At 74.9% G+C, this 17,655-nt stretch carries 14 protein-coding genes; 10 read left to right on the top strand and 4 right to left on the bottom strand.

Annotated elements, in window-relative coordinates; translation table 11 throughout:
• Positions 1–33: 33 nt before the first annotated feature.
• The 3 genes from ACFV7Q_RS24230 to ACFV7Q_RS24220 all read right to left on the bottom strand — a co-directional run bounded on the left by ACFV7Q_RS24230 (position 34) and on the right by ACFV7Q_RS24220 (position 6,507).
• The gene (locus ACFV7Q_RS24230) at positions 34–831 is read right to left on the bottom strand and encodes an Fpg/Nei family DNA glycosylase (protein ID WP_385431374.1); all 798 of its coding nucleotides are present in this window, start codon (positions 829–831) and stop codon (positions 34–36) included.
• A gap of 186 nt (positions 832–1,017) precedes the next feature.
• Positions 1,018–1,692, bottom strand: coding sequence for a hypothetical protein (locus ACFV7Q_RS24225; protein WP_385431373.1), 675 nt, complete (start codon positions 1,690–1,692; stop codon positions 1,018–1,020).
• Between the two features lie 225 nt (positions 1,693–1,917).
• The gene (locus tag ACFV7Q_RS24220; protein ID WP_385431372.1) at positions 1,918–6,507 is read right to left on the bottom strand and encodes an ATP-dependent helicase; all 4,590 of its coding nucleotides are present in this window, start codon (positions 6,505–6,507) and stop codon (positions 1,918–1,920) included.
• Between the two features lie 145 nt (positions 6,508–6,652).
• On the opposite strand from ACFV7Q_RS24220, the gene ACFV7Q_RS24215 reads away from it, so the two are divergent.
• From ACFV7Q_RS24215 to ACFV7Q_RS24195, 5 genes are all read left to right on the top strand, one after another.
• Positions 6,653–7,519, top strand: coding sequence for an AraC family transcriptional regulator (locus ACFV7Q_RS24215; protein WP_385431371.1), 867 nt, complete (start codon positions 6,653–6,655; stop codon positions 7,517–7,519).
• 130 nt (positions 7,520–7,649) lie between these two features.
• Entirely contained in the window at positions 7,650–8,351 is a 702-nt protein-coding gene (locus ACFV7Q_RS24210) for an AzlC family ABC transporter permease (RefSeq protein WP_385431385.1), read from the top strand.
• Positions 8,348–8,656, top strand: coding sequence for an AzlD domain-containing protein (locus ACFV7Q_RS24205; protein WP_385431370.1), 309 nt, complete (start codon positions 8,348–8,350; stop codon positions 8,654–8,656). The genes ACFV7Q_RS24210 and ACFV7Q_RS24205 overlap by 4 nt, the downstream gene beginning before the upstream one ends.
• A gap of 45 nt (positions 8,657–8,701) precedes the next feature.
• A complete protein-coding gene (locus tag ACFV7Q_RS24200; RefSeq protein WP_385431369.1) occupies positions 8,702–8,896 on the top strand; it encodes a DUF3046 domain-containing protein in 195 nt (64 codons plus the stop codon).
• Positions 8,897–9,163: 267 nt separating this feature from the next.
• Complete coding sequence (locus ACFV7Q_RS24195) at positions 9,164–10,258, top strand: AI-2E family transporter (protein WP_385431384.1); 1,095 nt, start codon at positions 9,164–9,166, stop codon at positions 10,256–10,258.
• On the opposite strand, the gene ACFV7Q_RS24190 is transcribed toward ACFV7Q_RS24195, so the two are convergent.
• Positions 10,206–10,973 (bottom strand): Clp protease N-terminal domain-containing protein, encoded by a 768-nt coding sequence (locus ACFV7Q_RS24190; protein ID WP_385431368.1) that lies wholly within the window; start codon positions 10,971–10,973, stop codon positions 10,206–10,208. The genes ACFV7Q_RS24195 and ACFV7Q_RS24190 overlap by 53 nt on opposite strands.
• Positions 10,974–11,114: 141 nt before the next feature.
• Here ACFV7Q_RS24190 and ACFV7Q_RS24185 point away from each other — a divergent pair, with 141 nt between their 5' ends.
• The 5 genes from ACFV7Q_RS24185 to ACFV7Q_RS24165 all read left to right on the top strand — a co-directional run bounded on the left by ACFV7Q_RS24185 (position 11,115) and on the right by ACFV7Q_RS24165 (position 17,562).
• Positions 11,115–11,864, top strand: a complete 750-nt coding sequence (locus ACFV7Q_RS24185) for an HPP family protein (protein ID WP_385431367.1) — start codon at positions 11,115–11,117, stop codon at positions 11,862–11,864.
• A gap of 298 nt (positions 11,865–12,162) precedes the next feature.
• The gene (locus ACFV7Q_RS24180; protein WP_385431366.1) at positions 12,163–12,912 is read left to right on the top strand and encodes a hypothetical protein; all 750 of its coding nucleotides are present in this window, start codon (positions 12,163–12,165) and stop codon (positions 12,910–12,912) included.
• Positions 12,913–13,163: 251 nt separating this feature from the next.
• Positions 13,164–14,285, top strand: a complete 1,122-nt coding sequence (gene recA / locus ACFV7Q_RS24175) for a recombinase RecA (protein ID WP_385431365.1) — start codon at positions 13,164–13,166, stop codon at positions 14,283–14,285.
• 4 nt (positions 14,286–14,289) lie between these two features.
• Complete coding sequence (gene recX / locus ACFV7Q_RS24170) at positions 14,290–14,856, top strand: recombination regulator RecX (protein WP_385431364.1); 567 nt, start codon at positions 14,290–14,292, stop codon at positions 14,854–14,856.
• A gap of 126 nt (positions 14,857–14,982) precedes the next feature.
• A complete protein-coding gene (locus ACFV7Q_RS24165) occupies positions 14,983–17,562 on the top strand; it encodes an FtsX-like permease family protein (RefSeq protein ID WP_385431363.1) in 2,580 nt (859 codons plus the stop codon).
• The last annotated feature ends 93 nt before the right edge of the window (positions 17,563–17,655 follow it).

Here is a 17,655-nt window from a genome sequence, read left to right as displayed (position 1 = left end):
GGGACCGTACGACCGCACCTGACGGTGCGTCAACTAAGGGACGGGGCCGGATTGGCAGTGCGGGCACCAGTAGGTGGGACGCCCGTCCTGCGGGGCCTCGCGGACGGGGGTGCCGCAGCGCAGGCACGGGCGGTGGGCGCGGCCGTAGACGAAGAGCTCCTGCCCGCGGCGGGGGCTGCCGGTGGTGTTGCGGCCCCCGCGCTCGCCGGTGTTGGCGGCGAGCAGGCGCCGGGCGGCCTCGGCGAGGCGGACGGCCGTCGTCGCCGGGTCGGGGAGGCCGCCGACCGGGGTCCAGGGGGTGACCCGGGCCAGGAAGCAGAGCTCGGACTTGTAGACATTGCCGATGCCGGCCAGGTTGCGTTGGTCGAGCAGGGCCTCGCCGAGGGGGCGCTCGGGGGCCGCGAGCAGGTTGGCCGCGGCCCGGGCCGAGTCCCAGTCGGGGCCGAGGAGGTCGGGGCCCAGGTGGCCGACGACCCGCTCCTCGTCGGCGGTGCGCAGCAGCTCGACGACGGGGAGGCGGTAGCCGACGGCGGTGTGGTCCGCGGTGCCGAGTACGGCGCGGATCTCGTGGACGGGCCCGCCGTGCCAGGGCCTGCCGGCGGCGAAGACGTGCCAGGCGCCGTCCATGCGCAGGTGGGTGTGGAGGGTGAGGCCGCCCTCGAACCGGGCAAGGAGGTGCTTGCCGCGCGGCACGACCTCCAAGGTGGTGCGCCCGGTGAGGTCGGTGGTGGCCAGGCGGGGCACGCGCATGTCCCAGCGGGTGAGCTCACGGCCGGCGAGGGCCTCGTGCAGCCGGGCCGCCGCCCGCCAGACGCTGTCTCCTTCGGGCATGGCCCCATTGTGGCCCCGTCGTTGTGGGCCCGCCGGGCTGGCCGACCGGGGTGCGTGGCGAGAGCCCGTGCCGTGCCGGGCCGCGCCGGCCGCCGGAACGGGGCGAGCCCCTGCGGCGGGGTGCCGTCGCAGGGGCTCGGGTGCGGCTGTTGCCGGGGCCGGTGGGCCCCGGCCGTCGTCCGCCTCTTACTTCCAGACGAGGCCCTTGTTCTTGCTCAGGGAGTTGTACGGGTCACCCCAGTACTCGGCCGCGGAGACCTTCGTCTCGGCCGACGGGGCCAGCGCGACCGCACAGCCGGTCTGGGTCTGGCCGTTGGTGAAGCCCTTCGGCAGGGACTCGTTCGGGCACTTGTCGAACTTGCCGATGACGGCCAGCTTGCCGGCCTCGCTGCCGTCGCCGAGCAGGCCCTTGATGTGGCCGACGGAGGAGTAGGAGAGGTCGGTGGTGCCGACGTTCTTCACCGTGTAGCGGATGTAGTAGGGAACCTTGCCCTTGACCTGGTCGCCGAGCTTGAAGGCGTCGAGGTCGGAGGGGTTGCCCTGCTCGATGGCGGTGACGGTGAGGGCGACGGTGCCGCCCTTGTTGCTGCCGTAGCTGAACGGGACGGTCGCCGTCTCGCCGAGCTTGAAGGTCTGGCCGGACTTGGCCATGCCGGCGCCACCGGCGGCGGGCGCGTCGGAGGCGTAGCCGGAGGGCGAGCTCGGGGCCGCGCTGCTCGGCTGCTCCGCCGGGGCGGACGGCGCGGACGAGGCCGGACTGGACGGCGCGGCGGGGATCTCCTCGTTGCCGTTCTTGCAGCCGGTCAGGGTCAGGGTGCCGGCGACCGCCAGACCGATGACGCCCGTGGTGGTCCGTCGCATGGTGCTCATTCTTCTCGTCCCCCATGTAGGTGCGTTCTTGCCGCGGCATCGTCAGGAGCGATGCCTACGTGGATCTTGATAGTCGAGGAACGACCAGCAATTCCAGCCAGAACGGGCTCCGTGACATGCCCAGTACATAAGCGCGACGTAAGCGCAATGGTAGATACAGCTCCGCAGTCTTCGGCCGTCCCGGGCAGCGAGGCCCGATGCGCGCTCGACGCCCGCTCAGTGGCGCAGCCGCAGCCCCCTCGGAGTGGCATGGAAGCCAGCCGCCTCCAAAGACGCACCCAGCACGGACGTCAGCGCCGGGGCCGCATTGATCCGCTCCACCGTGAGCGCCGGCAGCGTGCCCGCACGGGAGGCCTCCGCCAGCGCCGCCGTCGCCGCCGCCAGCCGCGGATCCTCCGGTACGGGCCACGCCAGCAGGGTCTTGCCCCCGCGCTCCAGGTACAGCACGAGCTCGCCGTCGACCAGGACCACCAGGGAGCCCGCCTTCCGACCCGGCTTGTGCCCGGCCCCCGCCGGCGGCTCCGGCCACGGCAGGGCCGCCCCGTACGCGTTCGCCGGGTCGGCTGCCGCCAGCACCACCGCCGCCAGCGGCGGAGGGTTCCGCTCGGCCGACCGCAGCCGGTCCACCGCACCGTCCATCGCGAACTGGGCCGCCCCCAGCCCCTCCACCACATAGCCGCGGCGGGCCTGCCCGCTGTCCTCGAACGCCGACAGCACCCGGTACACCGCGCTGAAACCGCCCTCCACGCCCTCGGCGGCCACCGCGCCCCGCGTGACCACCCCGTGACGGTCCAGCAGGGTGCGGGCCAGCGCATGCGCCCGGTGCGTGGGATCGGCGGCCCGGTCGGGCAGCAGCGACCAGCGCCCCGCCACCGTCGGCGGCCCCGGCCGGGAGACCTGCGCGCCGAGCGTGCCGTACCGCCCGCGCGGCACCGTGCGCCGGGCCCGGTGGGCGGTGGCCCCCGCGGTGCGGCCCGAACCCAGCAGGGAGCGCAGCGGGGCCAGGGTGTCGTTCGTCAGACGGCCCGACCAGGCCAGGTCCCAGACGGCCTCGGACAGTTCGAGGTCCGTGGCCTCCGGGTGCAGCGCGCGCGCCGACTGCGCCAGCTGACGGAAGAACAGCCCGTACCCGCCCGACAGCGCATCCAGCACGGCCTGGTGCAGGGGCGTCAGCTCCAGTGGGTGCGGCTCGGGCAGCAACAGCGGCGCCGCGTCCGCCAGGTACAGCGACACCCAGCCGTCCTTGCCCGGCAGGGCCCCGGCTCCCGCCCAGACCACCTCCCCGGTCGTGGTCAGCTCGTCCAGCAGGGTCGGCGCGTACCCCGCCACCCGCGACGGCAGGATTAGCCGCTCCAGCGCCGAGGCCGGTACCGGGGCGCCCTGCAGCTGCTCGATCGCCCGGGCCAGGCCGTCGATGCCGCGCAAACCCCCGCCCAGGTGCTGCCACTGCGGCAGGAACGTCGCCAGCGACGCGGGCGGCACCGGCTCCAGCTCCTGGCGCAGCGCGGCGAGCGAACGCCGCCGCAGCCTGCGCAGGACGGCCGCATCGCACCACTCCTGGCCGATGCCCGCCGGATGGAACTCGCCCTGCACCACCCGGCCGGCCGCCGCGAGCCGCTGGAGGGCGCCTTCGGTGACCGCCGAGCCCAGCCCGAACCGGGCCGCGGCCGCCGCCGTGGTGAACGGGCCGTGCGTCCGCGCGTACCGGGCCAGGAGGTCGCCGAGCGGGTCCTTGACCGGCTCGGTGAACGCCTCCGGCACCCCGACCGGCAGCGCCGTGCCCAGCGCATCGCGCAGCCGACCCGCATCCTCGACCGCCGCCCAGTGCTCCGCCCCGCCGATCCGCACCCGGATGGCCCGGCGGGCGTCCACCAGCGCATCCGGCCAGGACGGGTCGGCGCCCCGCTCGACCAGCTCGGCCCCCGTCAGCGGGCCCAGCAGCCGCAGCAGGTCGGCCACCGACTCCACGTCCTTGGCCCGCCGGTCCTCGGTCAGCCACTGGAGCTCCCGCTCCAGCTCCGCCAGCACCTCCGCGTCCAGCAGCTCGCGCAGCTCCGCCTGGCCGAGCAGTTCCGCCAGCAGGCGAGAGTCCAGGGACAGCGCGGCCGCCCTCCGCTCGGCGAGCGGCGAGTCCCCCTCGTACAGGAACTGGGCGACGTACCCGAACAGCAGCGACCGGGCGAACGGGGACGGTTCCGGTGTGGTCACCTCCACCAGGCGGACCCGACGCGCCTCGATGTCCCCCATCAGCTCCGTCAGGCCCGGCACGTCGAAGACGTCCTGCAGGCATTCCCGCACGGCCTCCAGAACGATCGGGAACGACCCGAACTCCGAGGCCACCTGCAGCAGCTGCGAGGCACGCTGGCGCTGCTGCCACAACGGCGTACGCCTGCCGGGATTGCGGCGCGGCAGCAGCAGGGCCCGCGCCGCGCACTCCCGGAACCGGGAAGCGAACAGGGCGGACCCGCCCACCTGGTCGGTGACGATCCCGCTGACCTCGCCGTGGTCGAAGACCACGTCCGCCGCGCCCAGCGGGGCCTGCCCCTCGTCGAACTCGAAGGAGCGGACGGCGGCCGGATCGTGGTCCAGGAGGTCCATCGACAGCAGGTCCGCGTCCGGCAGGCGCAGCACGATGCCGTCGTCCGCATGCATGACCTGGGCGTCCATGCCGTACCGCTCGGCGAGCCGGGCACCGAGCGCCAGCGCCCACGGGGCGTGCACCTGCGCCCCGAACGGGGAGTGCACCACGACCCGCCAGTCGCCCAACTCGTCGCGGAACCGCTCGACCACGACCGTCCGGTCGTCCGGCACGTGCCCGCAGGCCTCCCGCTGCTCCGCCAGGTACGCCAGCACGTTCTCCGCGGCCAAGCCGTCGAGCCCGGCCGCCAACAGCCGCAGCCGCGCGTCCTGCGCGGACAGCGCGCCCAACTCCCGCAGGAACGCGCCCACCGCACGGCCCAGTTCGAGGGGACGGCCCAGCTGGTCGCCCTTCCAGAACGGCAGCCGGCCCGGAACCCCGGGGGCGGGGGAGACCAGCACCCGGTCGCGGGTGATGTCCTCGATCCGCCACGAGGTGGTGCCCAGGGTGAACACGTCGCCCACCCGGGACTCGTACACCATCTCCTCGTCGAGCTCGCCCACCCGGCCGCCGCCCTTCTTCGGGTCGGCCCCGGCCAGGAACACGCCGAACAGCCCGCGGTCGGGGATGGTGCCGCCCGAGGTGACCGCGAGGCGCTGCGCCCCCGGCCGCCCGGTGACCGTGCCGGCGACCCGGTCCCACACCACCCGCGGCCTCAGCTCGGCGAACGCATCGGACGGGTAGCGGCCCGCCAGCATGTCCAGGACCCCGGTGAACGCCGACTCCGGCAGCGCCGCGAACGGCGCCGCCCGCCGCACCAGGGCCAGCAGCTCGTCCAACTGCCAGGTGTCCATCGCGGTCATCGCCACCAGCTGCTGCGCCAGCACGTCCAGCGGGTTCGACGGGATGCGCAGCGACTCGATGGCCCCCGTGCGCATCCGCTCGGTCACCACCGCCGCCTGCACCAGGTCACCGCGGTACTTGGGGAAGACGACCCCCGTGGAGACCGCGCCCACCTGGTGCCCGGCCCGGCCCACCCGCTGCAGCCCCGAGGCCACCGACGGCGGGGACTCCACCTGCACCACCAGGTCGACGGCGCCCATGTCGATGCCCAGCTCCAGACTGGACGTGGCGACCACGGCGGGCAGCCGGCCCGCCTTCAGGTCCTCCTCGACCAGGGCCCGCTGCTCCTTGGACACCGAACCGTGGTGCGCGCGGGCCAACAGGGGCGGCGCCCCCTTCGCGGCCCCCGACTGGGCCATGACCTCGGCCGGCGGCCCCTGATCGGGCAGCTGCTCGCCCGTGGCGCGCTCGTACGCGATCTCGTTGAGCCGGTTGCACAGCCGTTCCGCGAGGCGGCGGGAGTTGGCGAACACGATCGTGGAGCGGTGCGCCTGGACCAGGTCGGCGATCCGCTCCTCCACGTGCGGCCAGATCGACGGCTTGTCGCCGCCCTCCCGGTCCTCCGTGGCGGGGGAACCGCCCAGTTCGCCCATGTCCTCGACCGGGACGACCACCGACAGGTCGAACTCCTTGGCCGAGGGCGGCTGCACGATCTCCACCCGGCCGCGCGGCGCCAGGTAGCGGGCCACCTCCTCCACCGGACGGACCGTCGCCGACAGCCCGATCCGGCGCGCCGGACGCGGCAGCAGCTCGTCCAGCCGCTCCAGGGACAGCGCCAGGTGCGCCCCGCGCTTGGTCCCCGCCACCGCGTGCACCTCGTCCAGGATCACCGTCTCGACGCCGGTGAGCGCCTCGCGGGTCGCCGACGTCAGCATCAGGAACAGGGACTCGGGCGTGGTGATCAGGATGTCCGGCGGCCGGTTCGCCAGCCCCCGCCGCTCGGCGGCCGGGGTGTCGCCGGAGCGGATCCCCACCCGTACGTCCGGCTCGGGCAGGCCGAGGCGGACCGACTCCTGCCGGATCCCGGTCAGCGGGCTGCGCAGGTTCCGCTCCACGTCGACCGCTAGGGCCTTCAGCGGGGACACGTACAGCACCCGGCAGCGCTTCTTCGGTTCGGCCGGCTGCGGCTCGGCCGCCAGCCGGTCCAGGGCGGCGAGGAAGGCGGCCAGTGTCTTGCCGGAGCCGGTGGGCGCCACGACCAGTACGTCCGAGCCTTCCCGGATGGCCCGCCAGGCTCCTTCCTGTGCGGCGGTGGGCGTACGGAAGGCCCCCGAGAACCAGGAACGGGTCGCGGGGGAGAACGAGTCGAGCGCGGAGCCGGCCATGCCCCCATCCTGCACCCCGGCACTGACAAGCGGCCCGGACCAGGGCGGATGCGCCGGGAAGGTGCGCGGGGGCGGCGTGCGGGGCGGCGCGGGTGACGAGGGAGGCGGCGCGCGGGCCCAGGCGGGCCGGGCGCAGAATGGGGGAATGGCGGACGGCGACAGGGGCAGGGGCGGCGGGGGCCGGGGCGGGTCCGGGGACACGGAGTGGGCGCGGCACTGGCAGTACGCGGAGCTCCCCGGCCTGGACCTGCTGCGCGCCCACTACATCCGCCACGCCTTCCCCCGCCACGCGCACGACGGGTACGTGATCGCCGCCGTCACCGGCGGCATCGAGGAGGTCGGCCTGCCCGGCGGCACCGTCCACGCCGGACCCGGCAGCGTGGTCCTGATCAACCCCGAGGTGCCGCACACCGCCCGCGCCGGGGCCCCGGAGGGGTGGGCGTACGCCACGCTCTACCCGTCCCGGGAACTGATCGCCGACGTGGCCGCCGAGATCGCCGGACTGCGCGGCACCCCCGGCTTCACCGTCGACTCGGTCACCGACCCGCAGACCTCGCACGCCATCACCGAGGTCCACCGCGCCGCCGAGGAGGGCGACGCGCTCACCGCCGACACCCTGCTGCGCACCGCCGTGGCACGGATCCTGACCCGGCACGCGGGGCCGCTGCCCGCCCGTACGGCGAGGAGCGCCGGCGCCTCGGACGCCGCGCGGGCCCGCGCGGTGCTACAGGACCGGATGGCGGACGCGCCGTCGCTGGAGCAGCTCGCCGCGGAGCTCGGGACCAGCCCGTTCGCCCTGCTGCGGGCCTTCCGGGAGCGGTACGGGATGCCGCCGCACACCTGGCTGACCGACGCCCGGGTCAGGCGGGCGCGCCGGCTGCTGGACGCGGGCACCGCCCCGGCGGAGGCGGCGGTCGCCGTCGGCTTCACGGACCAGCCGCACCTCAACCGGCACTTCACCCGCATCGTGGGGGTGACGCCGGGCGCCTACCGGAGGGAGCGGGCCGGATAGGTCCGGCGGCGGCACGGCGGCAGCACGCCCCGGCCGCTCGCGCCCGACGGGGCCGCCGCCTGCAAGAACGTACAAGACCGGGCCGGGCCGTCCTGCGTACGGTCGCGGCGTGGGAGAACGTCAGACAGTAATACGAGAGACGCGGGAGGTCCCCGAGGAGGCCGCCGGGCGTCCGCGCGCCGCCGTCGTGCGGGACGCACTCGGCGTGGGGGTGGCCGTCGGGTTGTCCGGCTTCGCGTTCGGGGTGACCGCCGCGGGGTCCGGGCTCAGTGCCCTCCAGGCCGGTGCGCTGAGCCTGCTGGTGTTCACCGGCGCCTCGCAGTTCGCGCTGGTCGGAGCACTGGCCGCGGGCGGGAACCCGTTCACCGCCGCCGCCGGGGCCTTCTTCCTCGGCACGCGCAACGCCTTCTACGGGCTGCGGCTGTCGCAGCTGCTCGCGCTGCCCCGGGCCGTGAAGCCGTTCGCCGCCCACTGGGTGATCGACGAGACCGCCGCCGTGTCCCTGGCACAGCCGGACCGAAGGTCGGCGCGGCTCGGGTTCACCGTGACCGGGCTGGCCCTCTTCCTCCTGTGGAACCTCACCACCGTGCTGGGCGCGCTCGGCGCCGAGGCCATCGGGGACACCGCGGCCTGGGGGCTGGACGCCGCCGGTCCCGCCGTCTTCCTGGCGCTGCTCGCGCCGATGCTGAAGAGCACCACCGAGCGCGCCGTCGCCGCGCTCGCGCTCGTCCTCGGGCTGGGCCTCCTGCCCTTCCTGCCCGCCGGACTGCCCGTGCTCGTGGCCGCGCTCGCCGCACCCGCGGTCCTCTGGCTGAAGGGACGACGCCCGTGAACGTGTGGATCGCCATCGCGCTGACCGCCGTCGGCTGCTACGCCGTCAAGCTGGCCGGGCTCCTCGTGCCCGCCGGGGCACTGGAGCGGCCGCTCGTGCGGCGGCTCGCCGAGCTGCTGCCGGTCGCCCTGTTGGCCGCGCTCACCGCCCAGCAGACCTTCGCCACCGGGCAGGAGGTCGTGCTCGACGCGCGGGCCGCCGGGCTCGTCGCCGCGGGGCTGGCGCTGGTCCTGCGGGCCCCCTTCCTGGTGGTGGTCGGGGCCGCCGTCGCGGTCACCGCCGGGGTGCGCGCCCTGGGCGGGTAGCGGCGTCCGGGAAGGTGCCCGCGCGCCGGGCGGGATACTGGGTGCATGCGGTTGACGATTTTCTGGGAGCGGATGGCCGAGCACTTCGGCGAGGGCTACGCGGACTCCTTCGCACGGGACCACGTCATGTCGGAGCTCGGCGGACGCACCGTCCACCAGGCGCTGGAGGCCGGCTGGGAGACCAAGGACGTGTGGCGGGCGGTGTGTTCGGCGATGGACGTCCCGGCCTCGCTGCGCTGACGACGGGCGCCCCCGTTTCCCCTTACGCGCGCCGGGTGGGACAGACTGGGCGGCGTGGCAGCCACCGATGAGACGACCGAGAACACCGAGCCGGCCGAACGGGCGGCGGAGGCCGAACGGGCCGGGACACCCGCCGTGCCCGCACCTCCCGTACCGGCCGACCGGCCGTTGAACGGGCACGGGCACGGGCACGGGGACGGGGACGGGGCCGGTCCCGGTGACCGGGTCGGTTCCGCCGCCGACCGTGCGGTTCCCGCGCGCGACCGCATGCCGCGGTGGCTGCCCCGCGCCGTCCTCCTCGTCCTGGGGCTGGTCGCCTGCTACCAGCTCGGCAGCTGGGCCTTCCACCAGCTGATCGGGCTGCTGGTCAACGTTCTGATCGCGTTCTTCCTGGCCCTCGCGATCGAACCCGCCGTGTCGGGGATGGCGGCCCGCGGCATGCGCCGCGGGCTCGCCACCTTCCTGGTGTTCCTCGGGGTGTTCGTCGCCTCCGTCGGGTTCGTCGTCCTGCTCGGCTCGATGCTCGCCGGGCAGATCGTCGACATGGTGGAGGACTTCCCCCGCTACCTCGACTCCGTGATCAACACGATCAACGCGACGTTCCACACCGAGCTGTCCCGGCTGGCGATCCAGGACAGCCTGCTGCGCTCGGACTGGCTGCAGAAGTACGCACAGGACAGCGCGAGCGGCGTGCTCGACGTGTCCGCCACCCTGCTGGGCGGACTCTTCCGACTGTTGACCGTCGGCCTGTTCTCGTTCTACTTCGCCGCGGACGGTCCGCGACTGCGGCGCGCGCTGTGCTCCGTACTGCCTCCGGCGAAGCAGTCGGAGGTGTTGCGCGCGTGGGAGATCGCCGTGGCCAAGACGGGCGGCTACCTCTACTCGCGCGGGCTGATGGCCCTGGTCTCCGGGGCCGCCCACTACGTGCTCTTCGCGGTGCTGGGCGTGCCGTACGCGCCGGCGCTCGCGGTGTGGGTGGGGCTGGTCTCCCAGTTCATCCCCACCATCGGCACCTACCTGGCGGGCGCGCTGCCCACGCTCATCGCCTTCACCGTCAACCCCTGGTACGCGCTGTACGTCCTCGGGTTCGTCGTGGTCTACCAGCAGTTCGAGAACTACGTCCTGCAGCCCAAGCTGACCTCGCGGAGCGTGGACATCCACCCGGCCGTGGCCTTCGGGTCGGTCATCGCGGGGACCGCCCTGCTGGGCGCGGTCGGGGCGCTCATCGCGATCCCGGCCGTCGCCACCCTGCAGGCCTTCCTCGGCGCGTACGTCAAGCGGTACGAGCTGACGGAGGAGGCGGACGCCGCTACTCCTGCTTCCCGGCGGCGGGGCCGAGTACGGCTGCCAGGGCTTCGCTGACGGCCGCCTCCACGGCGGCCTTCTCCAGGCCGAGACCGCTGAGCACGCCTTCGCCGTTCTCCAGTTCGAGGAGGGCGAGCAGGATGTGCTCGGTCCCGACGTAGTCGTGGCCGAGCCGGAGGGCCTCGCGGAAGGTCAGCTCCAGGGCCTTCTTGGCGGAGGCGTCGAAGGGGACCAGGTCCGGCACGGTGCCGTCGGCCGGGGCGGGCAGGGCGGCGGTGGCGGCGGCGCGCACGGCGTCCGGGGCGAGGCCCTGGGAGCGCAGGGCGAGGATCGCCAGGCCCTGGTCGTCGGCGAGGAGGCCGAGGAGCAGGTGCTCGGTCCCGATCTCGGTGTTGCCCGCGGCGCGGGCCTGCTCCTGCGCGGACACCACGACGTTGCGGGCGCGCGGGGTGAAGCGGCCGAAGCCCTGGCTGGACTGGAGGTCGCCGCCCTCGCCCTCCTTGTCGGCCTTGGGGACGAAGCGTTTCTGGGCGGCCTGGCGGGTGACGCCCATGCTGCGGCCGATGTCGGTCCAGGAGGCGCCGGAGCGGCGGGCCTGGTCGACGAAGTGGCCGATGAGGTGGTCGGCCACGTCGTCGAGGTGCTCGGCGGCGACGACGGCGCCGCTGAGCTGGTCGAGGGCGTCGGTGTGGACCTTCTTGATGGCCTCGATGAGGTCGTCGAGGCGTACCGGGTTGGTCATGCGAACGGGTTCCTCTGAAGGGTTCGTCATGAGTGCAACCGTAGGTTGACAGTCCCAGGGGTGTCAACCGTTGGTTGTCACTCGGGGGTGAGGGCGGCTGGTAGGAGGGGCGGCCCGTTTCGTCTCGCCGATATAGAGGTGCGATGTGGGCGGTTCGTACACCTGATGTCCATGAGCGTCGACATGAGCCGGGCGAGCGCGGACAACCGAGCCGCCGAACCGGTCGGCCAGGGCCGCCCGACCGGACCGCGGCCGGCCGAGACCGGGACCGGGGCCGGGCCCGGGGCCGAGGTCGAGGCCGGGCCCGGTGCCGGGGTCGGGCCCAGTGCCGGGATCGGCTCGCGGTCGGTGGCGGCGCTGCACAGCGGCGGTGTCGCGGCCGCCTCCCTGCTGCTCCTCGTCGGGATCGGCGCCCTCCTGCACGAACCGGTGCTGATCCCGCCGATCGCGGCGAGCGCCGCCATCGTCTGCGGGGTCCCCGCCCTGCCGCTCGCACAGCCGCGCAGCGTCGTCGGGGGACACCTGCTGTGCGCCGGCGTCGGGTACGTGGCGCTGGCGGGGGCCGGTGGGGCGCCGTGGGTGGCCGCGCTCGCGGCGGGGGTGGCCGTGGGAATCATGACTCTGGCCAGGACCCCGCACTCGCCGGCCGCCGCCACCACCGTCGTCGTGGTGCTCCAGTCCCCCGACCCGAAGGTCTTCGTGCCGCTGCTGGCGGGCGCGGCCCTGCTGCTGGTGCTGGCAGGGACGGCGGCCTCCCGCGCCCGGCCCGGTGCGGTGCGCTATCCCGTGTACTGGTGGCGCGATCCGGCCGGTCGGGTAGGCGTCCGGGCGCGGTCGTCCGAGCGCCGGCGGGTGCGGGCGCGACCCGTCACGGCCGCGCCGGTGCCTGAGCGGCCCGCAACGCGCGCGCCGAAATCCTGACCCGGGTCGAGGCGACGCCCCGCGAGGGAGGTGTCGCCGGCGTCCTGGGTGCGGGTGGCCGGACGGCGTGCCCGCGCTGTGACGGAGTGGGGGGCCGACGGGTGGGCGGGACGGCGCGGCCGCCGGGGCGTCTCCCGGGCCGGCACGGCTCTGGGCGCGGGTCGGGGGCACGTGTCCACCGCTCCGGCGATGCCCCGAGAATCGAGTGCGTCCGCGCGGGAGTGGCGGGGCCGGCGTCGCCCCGGTCGGGCGGGCGGCGCACCGTGGCACATCCGGAACGGGCTGGGAGGGCGTCGGCGTGGCGAGCGGGAGTGACACCCAGGGGGCCGCAGCAGCCGGGCAGCCGTTGCTGACGCGCGCTCTGGCCCGGGAGTCCGAGCGGGCCCGGCGCTTCCTCGCCGCCGGGGAGTGGCGCCCCGCCCGCGCGGACGTCGAAGCGGCGGCCGCCGTCCTGGGCCGCCTCGCCGCCCCGCTTCCGGGCCGGCGGGCCGCGACGGCGCGGGCGCGGTCGACGGACCGGGACCGGCGGCTCCAGCGCGTCCTGCGCACCGCCCTCCACCACCTCGACGCGGGTGCCGTCAGCCCGCCCGCCGCAGCCCTCCTGGCCGGCGTCGCGCGCGCCCTCCTGCCCTGGCACGCCGTCCCGACCCCGCCGCCCGCGGCGGCCGCTCCGAGGTACGGGCCCCCGCCGGGGGAGCCGGGCGGCGCGGGAGCGCCACCGACCGGGGCGGGTGAGGCCCTGCTCCCCGGGCTGACCGAGCTGTTCGCCGCCCTGGCCTCGGCGGGCCCGCCCGGTGCCGGTCCGTCCACGCCGCCGGTCGAGCCGTGGCGGGTGGCGTACGCGGGCCGGTTCCGGCGTCACGGCAGGCCCGCCCCCGGCGTGTGGACGGCCGAGACGGTCGCCTGTCCGGGGTGCGGGGGCGGGGACGGCCCCTGGACGGTGGCCTGCGACTGGCGCCTGGTCGCCCTGGGGTGCGCCTGCGGGGTGGTGGACCGCAGCCACGGCCTCGCCCTCTCCGAGGTCTGGCTCCTCCTGCCGGATGTGTGACCGGGCACAGCAGTCGGCCCGCCGCGGGCGGCCGCGGCGCTCTGCACGGCCCGTCCGCGCGGCCTGCGGCTGACCGAAATGCCTGGTCACGGAGGCGCCTGTCCGGGCGTGTGGGTCCGGCTTGACAGGGAAATCGAACATCCATTCTGATGGGTTATCCACAGCCGAACCGGCGTGGCAGCGCATTGTCAGTGGCAGGCGTTAGCGTCAATGGCGTGAAGCGATCGACTCAAGCAAACCGGGTGGAACCCATGGCAGGCACCGACCGCGAGAAGGCTCTCGACGCCGCGCTCGCACAGATTGAACGGCAATTCGGCAAGGGTGCGGTCATGCGCCTCGGCGACCGGCCGAACGAGCCCATCGAGGTCATCCCCACCGGGTCGACCGCACTGGACATCGCCCTCGGTGTCGGCGGCCTGCCGCGCGGCCGCGTCGTCGAGATCTACGGCCCGGAGTCCTCCGGTAAGACGACCCTGACCCTGCACGCCGTGGCCAACGCGCAGAAGGCCGGCGGCACCGTGGCCTTCGTGGACGCCGAGCACGCGCTCGACCCGGAGTACGCGCGGGCCCTCGGTGTCGACACGGACAACCTGATCCTGTCCCAGCCGGACACCGGTGAGCAGGCCCTGGAGATCGTGGACATGCTGGTCCGCTCCGGCGCCCTCGACCTCATCGTCATCGACTCCGTCGCCGCCCTCGTGCCGCGCGCGGAGATCGAGGGCGAGATGGGCGACTCGCACGTCGGCCTCCAGGCCCGTCTGATGAGCCAGGCCCTCCGTAAGATCACCAGCGCGCTCAACCAGTCCAAGACCACCGCGATCTTCATCAACCAGCTCCGCGAGAAGATCGGCGTCATGTTCGGCTCCCCGGAGACCACCACCGGTGGCCGGGCGCTGAAGTTCTACGCCTCGGTGCGCATCGACATCCGCCGCATCGAGACCCTCAAGGACGGCACGGAGGCGGTCGGCAACCGCACCCGCTGCAAGATCGTCAAGAACAAGGTCGCGCCGCCCTTCAAGCAGGCCGAGTTCGACATCCTCTACGGCCAGGGCATCAGCCGTGAGGGCGGCCTGATCGACATGGGCGTGGAGCACGGCTTCATCCGCAAGGCCGGCGCCTGGTACACGTACGAAGGCGACCAGCTCGGCCAGGGCAAGGAGAACGCCCGCAACTTCCTGAAGGACAACCCCGACCTCGCCAACGAGATCGAGCGGAAGATCAAGGAGAAGCTCGGCGTCGGTGTCCGCAAGGGCGCCCAGCCCGCCGGCGAGACCCCCGCGGAGGAGACGGCCGCCGGCGACGGCGAAGCCAAGAGCGTTCCCGCCCCGGCGGCGAAGGCGAAGGCGGCCAAGACCGCCGCCGCCAAGAGCTGACCCGATGCGGGAACACGAAGGGGACGGCGGCTCCGGCCCGACGAGGGCCGAGCCGGAGCTGCCGCCCCAGAGTCCCGAGGAACAGGCGCGGGCGATCTGCCTGCGCCTGCTCACCGGGATGCCGCGCACCCGGCGCCAGCTCGCGGACGCCCTGGCCAAGAGGGGCGTCCCCGAGGAGGTGGCGGAGGAGGTCCTCTCCCGCTTCGAGGAGGTGGGCCTGATCGACGACGCCGCCTTCGCCGGCGCCTGGGTCGAGTCCCGCCACCGCGGCCGGGGCCTCGCCCGCCGGGCCCTCGCCCAGGAGCTGCGCACCAAGGGGGTGCAGGCCTCCCTCGTCCAGGAAGCCCTGGACCAGCTGGATTCCGAGCAGGAGGAGCAGACCGCCCGCGAACTCGTCGAGCGCAAGCTCCGCGCCACCCGGGGCCTGGAGCGCGACAAACGGATCCGCCGCCTGGCCGGAATGCTCGCCCGCAAGGGCTACCCGGAGGGCATGGCCCTGCGCGTGGTGCGCCGCGCCCTGGAGTCCGAGGGCGAGGACATGGACGACGCGTTGGACTACCCGGGCAGCTGACACGCCACGCGGGAGGTCGGTCACGCCCGCCCGCCGTCCGCGCGGATAGGGGTGGGGATAGCCCCCGGGTCAGGACGCCGGGGTGCTCCACTGCCAACGCCCCGCCCCGACGGCAGGGTTGAACGCATGATGCTGCGTTACGCCCTCCAGAGCGTCAGGGACCGCAAAGCCGGCTTCCTCGGTGCCTTCACCGCACTGCTGTGCGCGGCGGCCCTCATCACCGCCTGCGGCACGCTCCTCGAAACCGGCCTCCGGGGAAAGATCGCCACCGAGCGCTACGCGGCCACCCCGGTCCTCGTCTCCGCCGACCAGAACGTGCATCAGACCACGGTCAAGGAGAAGAAGGGCAAGACCAAGACGAAGCACAAGGCCAAGCCCGTGGCCGAACGGGCTTGGCTTCCGGCCGACACCGTCGAGACGGTGCGCTCCGTACCCGGCGTGGCACGGGCCGTACCCGAACTCACCTTCCAGGCCGTACCACTGGTACGGCCGACCGCCGGCCGTGGCGACGACACAGCCCGGCCGGCCGCCCCGTACGGGCACGCCTGGAGCTCCGCCGCCCTCACCCCCTTCACGCTCGCCGAGGGCCGAGCCCCCCACAGCAGGGGCGAGGTCGTCGTCGACCGCGGACTGGCCGCCCGCGCCGGACTGGAGCCCGGCAGCCGGCTCACCGTCCAGGCCACCGGCGTACCCGAGGAGTACACGGTCAGCGGCATCGCCCGCGCGGAAAGCGGTCGGCCCACCCGGCAGAGCGCCCTGTTCTTCACCGACGACGAGGCCCGGCGGCTCGCAGCCCGCGACGGGCAGGTCACCGCCATCGGGGTCCTGCCCGCACCCGGGGTCGACCCCGGAGCACTGGCCCAGCGGATCCGCCAGACCCTGGCCGGCACCGGGGCCGGGCCCGGGTCCGGAGCCCGGGTCAGCGCGGGTGACGAGCGCGGGCCCGTCGAGTTCCTCGACGCAGCCGGCGCCAGGATCAAGCTGGTCTCCATGGGCGGCGCCATGGGCGGTACGGCCCTGCTCGTCGCCGTCCTCGTCGTCGTCGGCACCTTCGCCCTGTCCGTCCAGCAGCGCCACCGCGAGCTCGCCCTGCTGCGCGCCATCGCCGCCACCCCCCGCCAGCTGCGCCGCATGATCGGTCGGGAAGCGCTGCTCGTCGGACTGGCCGCCGGGGTCGCGGGCGCCTTCGCCGGACTGCCGCTCGCCGCCTGGCTGCACGGCCGGTTCGTCGACGGCGGGATCGTCCCCACCACCCTGGAGCGCACCGCCGGAATCTTCCCGATGTTCGCCGCCGTCGCCGCGAGCCTGCTCGGTGCCTGGGCCGCCGCCCGGATCACCGCCCGGCACATCGCCCGCATCCGCCCCGCCGAGGCACTCGCCGAAGCGGCCGTCGAGCGGGCCCGGCCCGCGGTCATCCGGATCGCGACCGGGCTACTGGTCCTGGCCGGCGGCGTCGTGCTGGTCGCCGTACTGGGCTCGCTGCGCACCGAGCCCGCGTCCACCCCGGTGACCTTCCTCGCCGTGATCGTCCTCGCCGCGGCGGTCGCGCTGCTCGGCCCGCTCCTCGTCCGGGGTACCGCCGCCCTGCTCGCCGGCCCGCTGCGGCTGGCCGGCGCCGGCGGACACCTGGCCACCGCGAACCTGCGGAGCAACGCGACCCGGATGGCCTCCGCCGTCACCCCCCTCACCCTCCTGATCGGCATGACCTGCACCGTCCTGTTCGTCGCGCCGACGCTGGGCCACGCCGTCCGGGAGCAGGCCCGCGACGGGGTCCGCGCCGGGTGGGTGCTGGCCGCCCAAGGCCCCGGCGTTCCGGCCGAGGCCGCCGACGCGGTCCGGCGCACCCCCGGGGTCACGGCCGCCACCGAGATCGTCCGCACGTCGGTGCGGGTCGGGCTGACCAAGTACAGCGCGCAGGGCGTCACCCCCGACGGACTGGCCCGGACCTGGGACCCCGCGGTGACCGCCGGCAGCCTCGACGGCTTCGGCGAGCGCAGCGCCGCGGTCAGCGAACTCGCCGCCGAGCAGCTCGGGCTGGAGCCCGGCGGCGAGTTGAAGGTGGCCCTCGGCGACGGCACCCCCGCCACCCTGACCGTGGCGGCCGTGTACGCGCGGGGCCTGGGCTTCGGGGACCTGACCCTGCCGCACGGGCTGGTCGCGGCGCACGTCGACAACCCGCTGGCGAGCGGCGTGCTGGTGGCCGCCGAGCCGGAGACCGGACGGGAACGGCTGGCCGCGGCGGTGGCCCGGTTCCCCGGCGTGGAAGTGCTGTCGGCCCGTGACGCCGATCAGGCGCGAGCCGAGCGGCAGCAGGACGGGGCCGAGCTCAACCTGCTGGCGATGGGGCTGGTGCTCGCGTTCACCGCCATCGCCGTCGTCAACACGCTCGCCATGTCCACGGCGGAGCGGTTCCGCGAGTTCGCGATGCTCCGGCTCGCCGGAGCGAAGCGGCGGCAAGTGCTGCGGATGCTGCGGGTGGAAGCCTTGGCCGTGCTGCTGATGGGGGTGGTGTTGGGGTCCGGCATCTCGCTGGCGGTGCTGACCGCCTTCAGCGTGGGGATGACGGGGGTGGCCGCGCCGGTGGTGCTGCCCGTGGTGTACGTGGGGGTGGTGGGGGTTGCGGGGCTGCTGGCGGTGGCGGCCACCGCCGTCCCGGGCCGGGGGGTGCTGCGGATGCGACCGGTCGACGTGGCCACGTCGAGGTGACCCGGCCCGGCCTGGGCCCGGCCCTGGCGGCCGGACCCGCTTCCGGCCGCCCGGCCGCCCGGCCGCCGCGGCCCGGGCACACGGGGCCGCGGC

Origin of the sequence: Streptomyces sp. NPDC059851, assembly GCF_042732005.1 — a bacterium.
Classification (GTDB): Bacteria; Actinomycetota; Actinomycetes; order Streptomycetales; family Streptomycetaceae; genus Streptomyces.
This window is presented reverse-complemented; position numbering and strand designations above follow the sequence as displayed.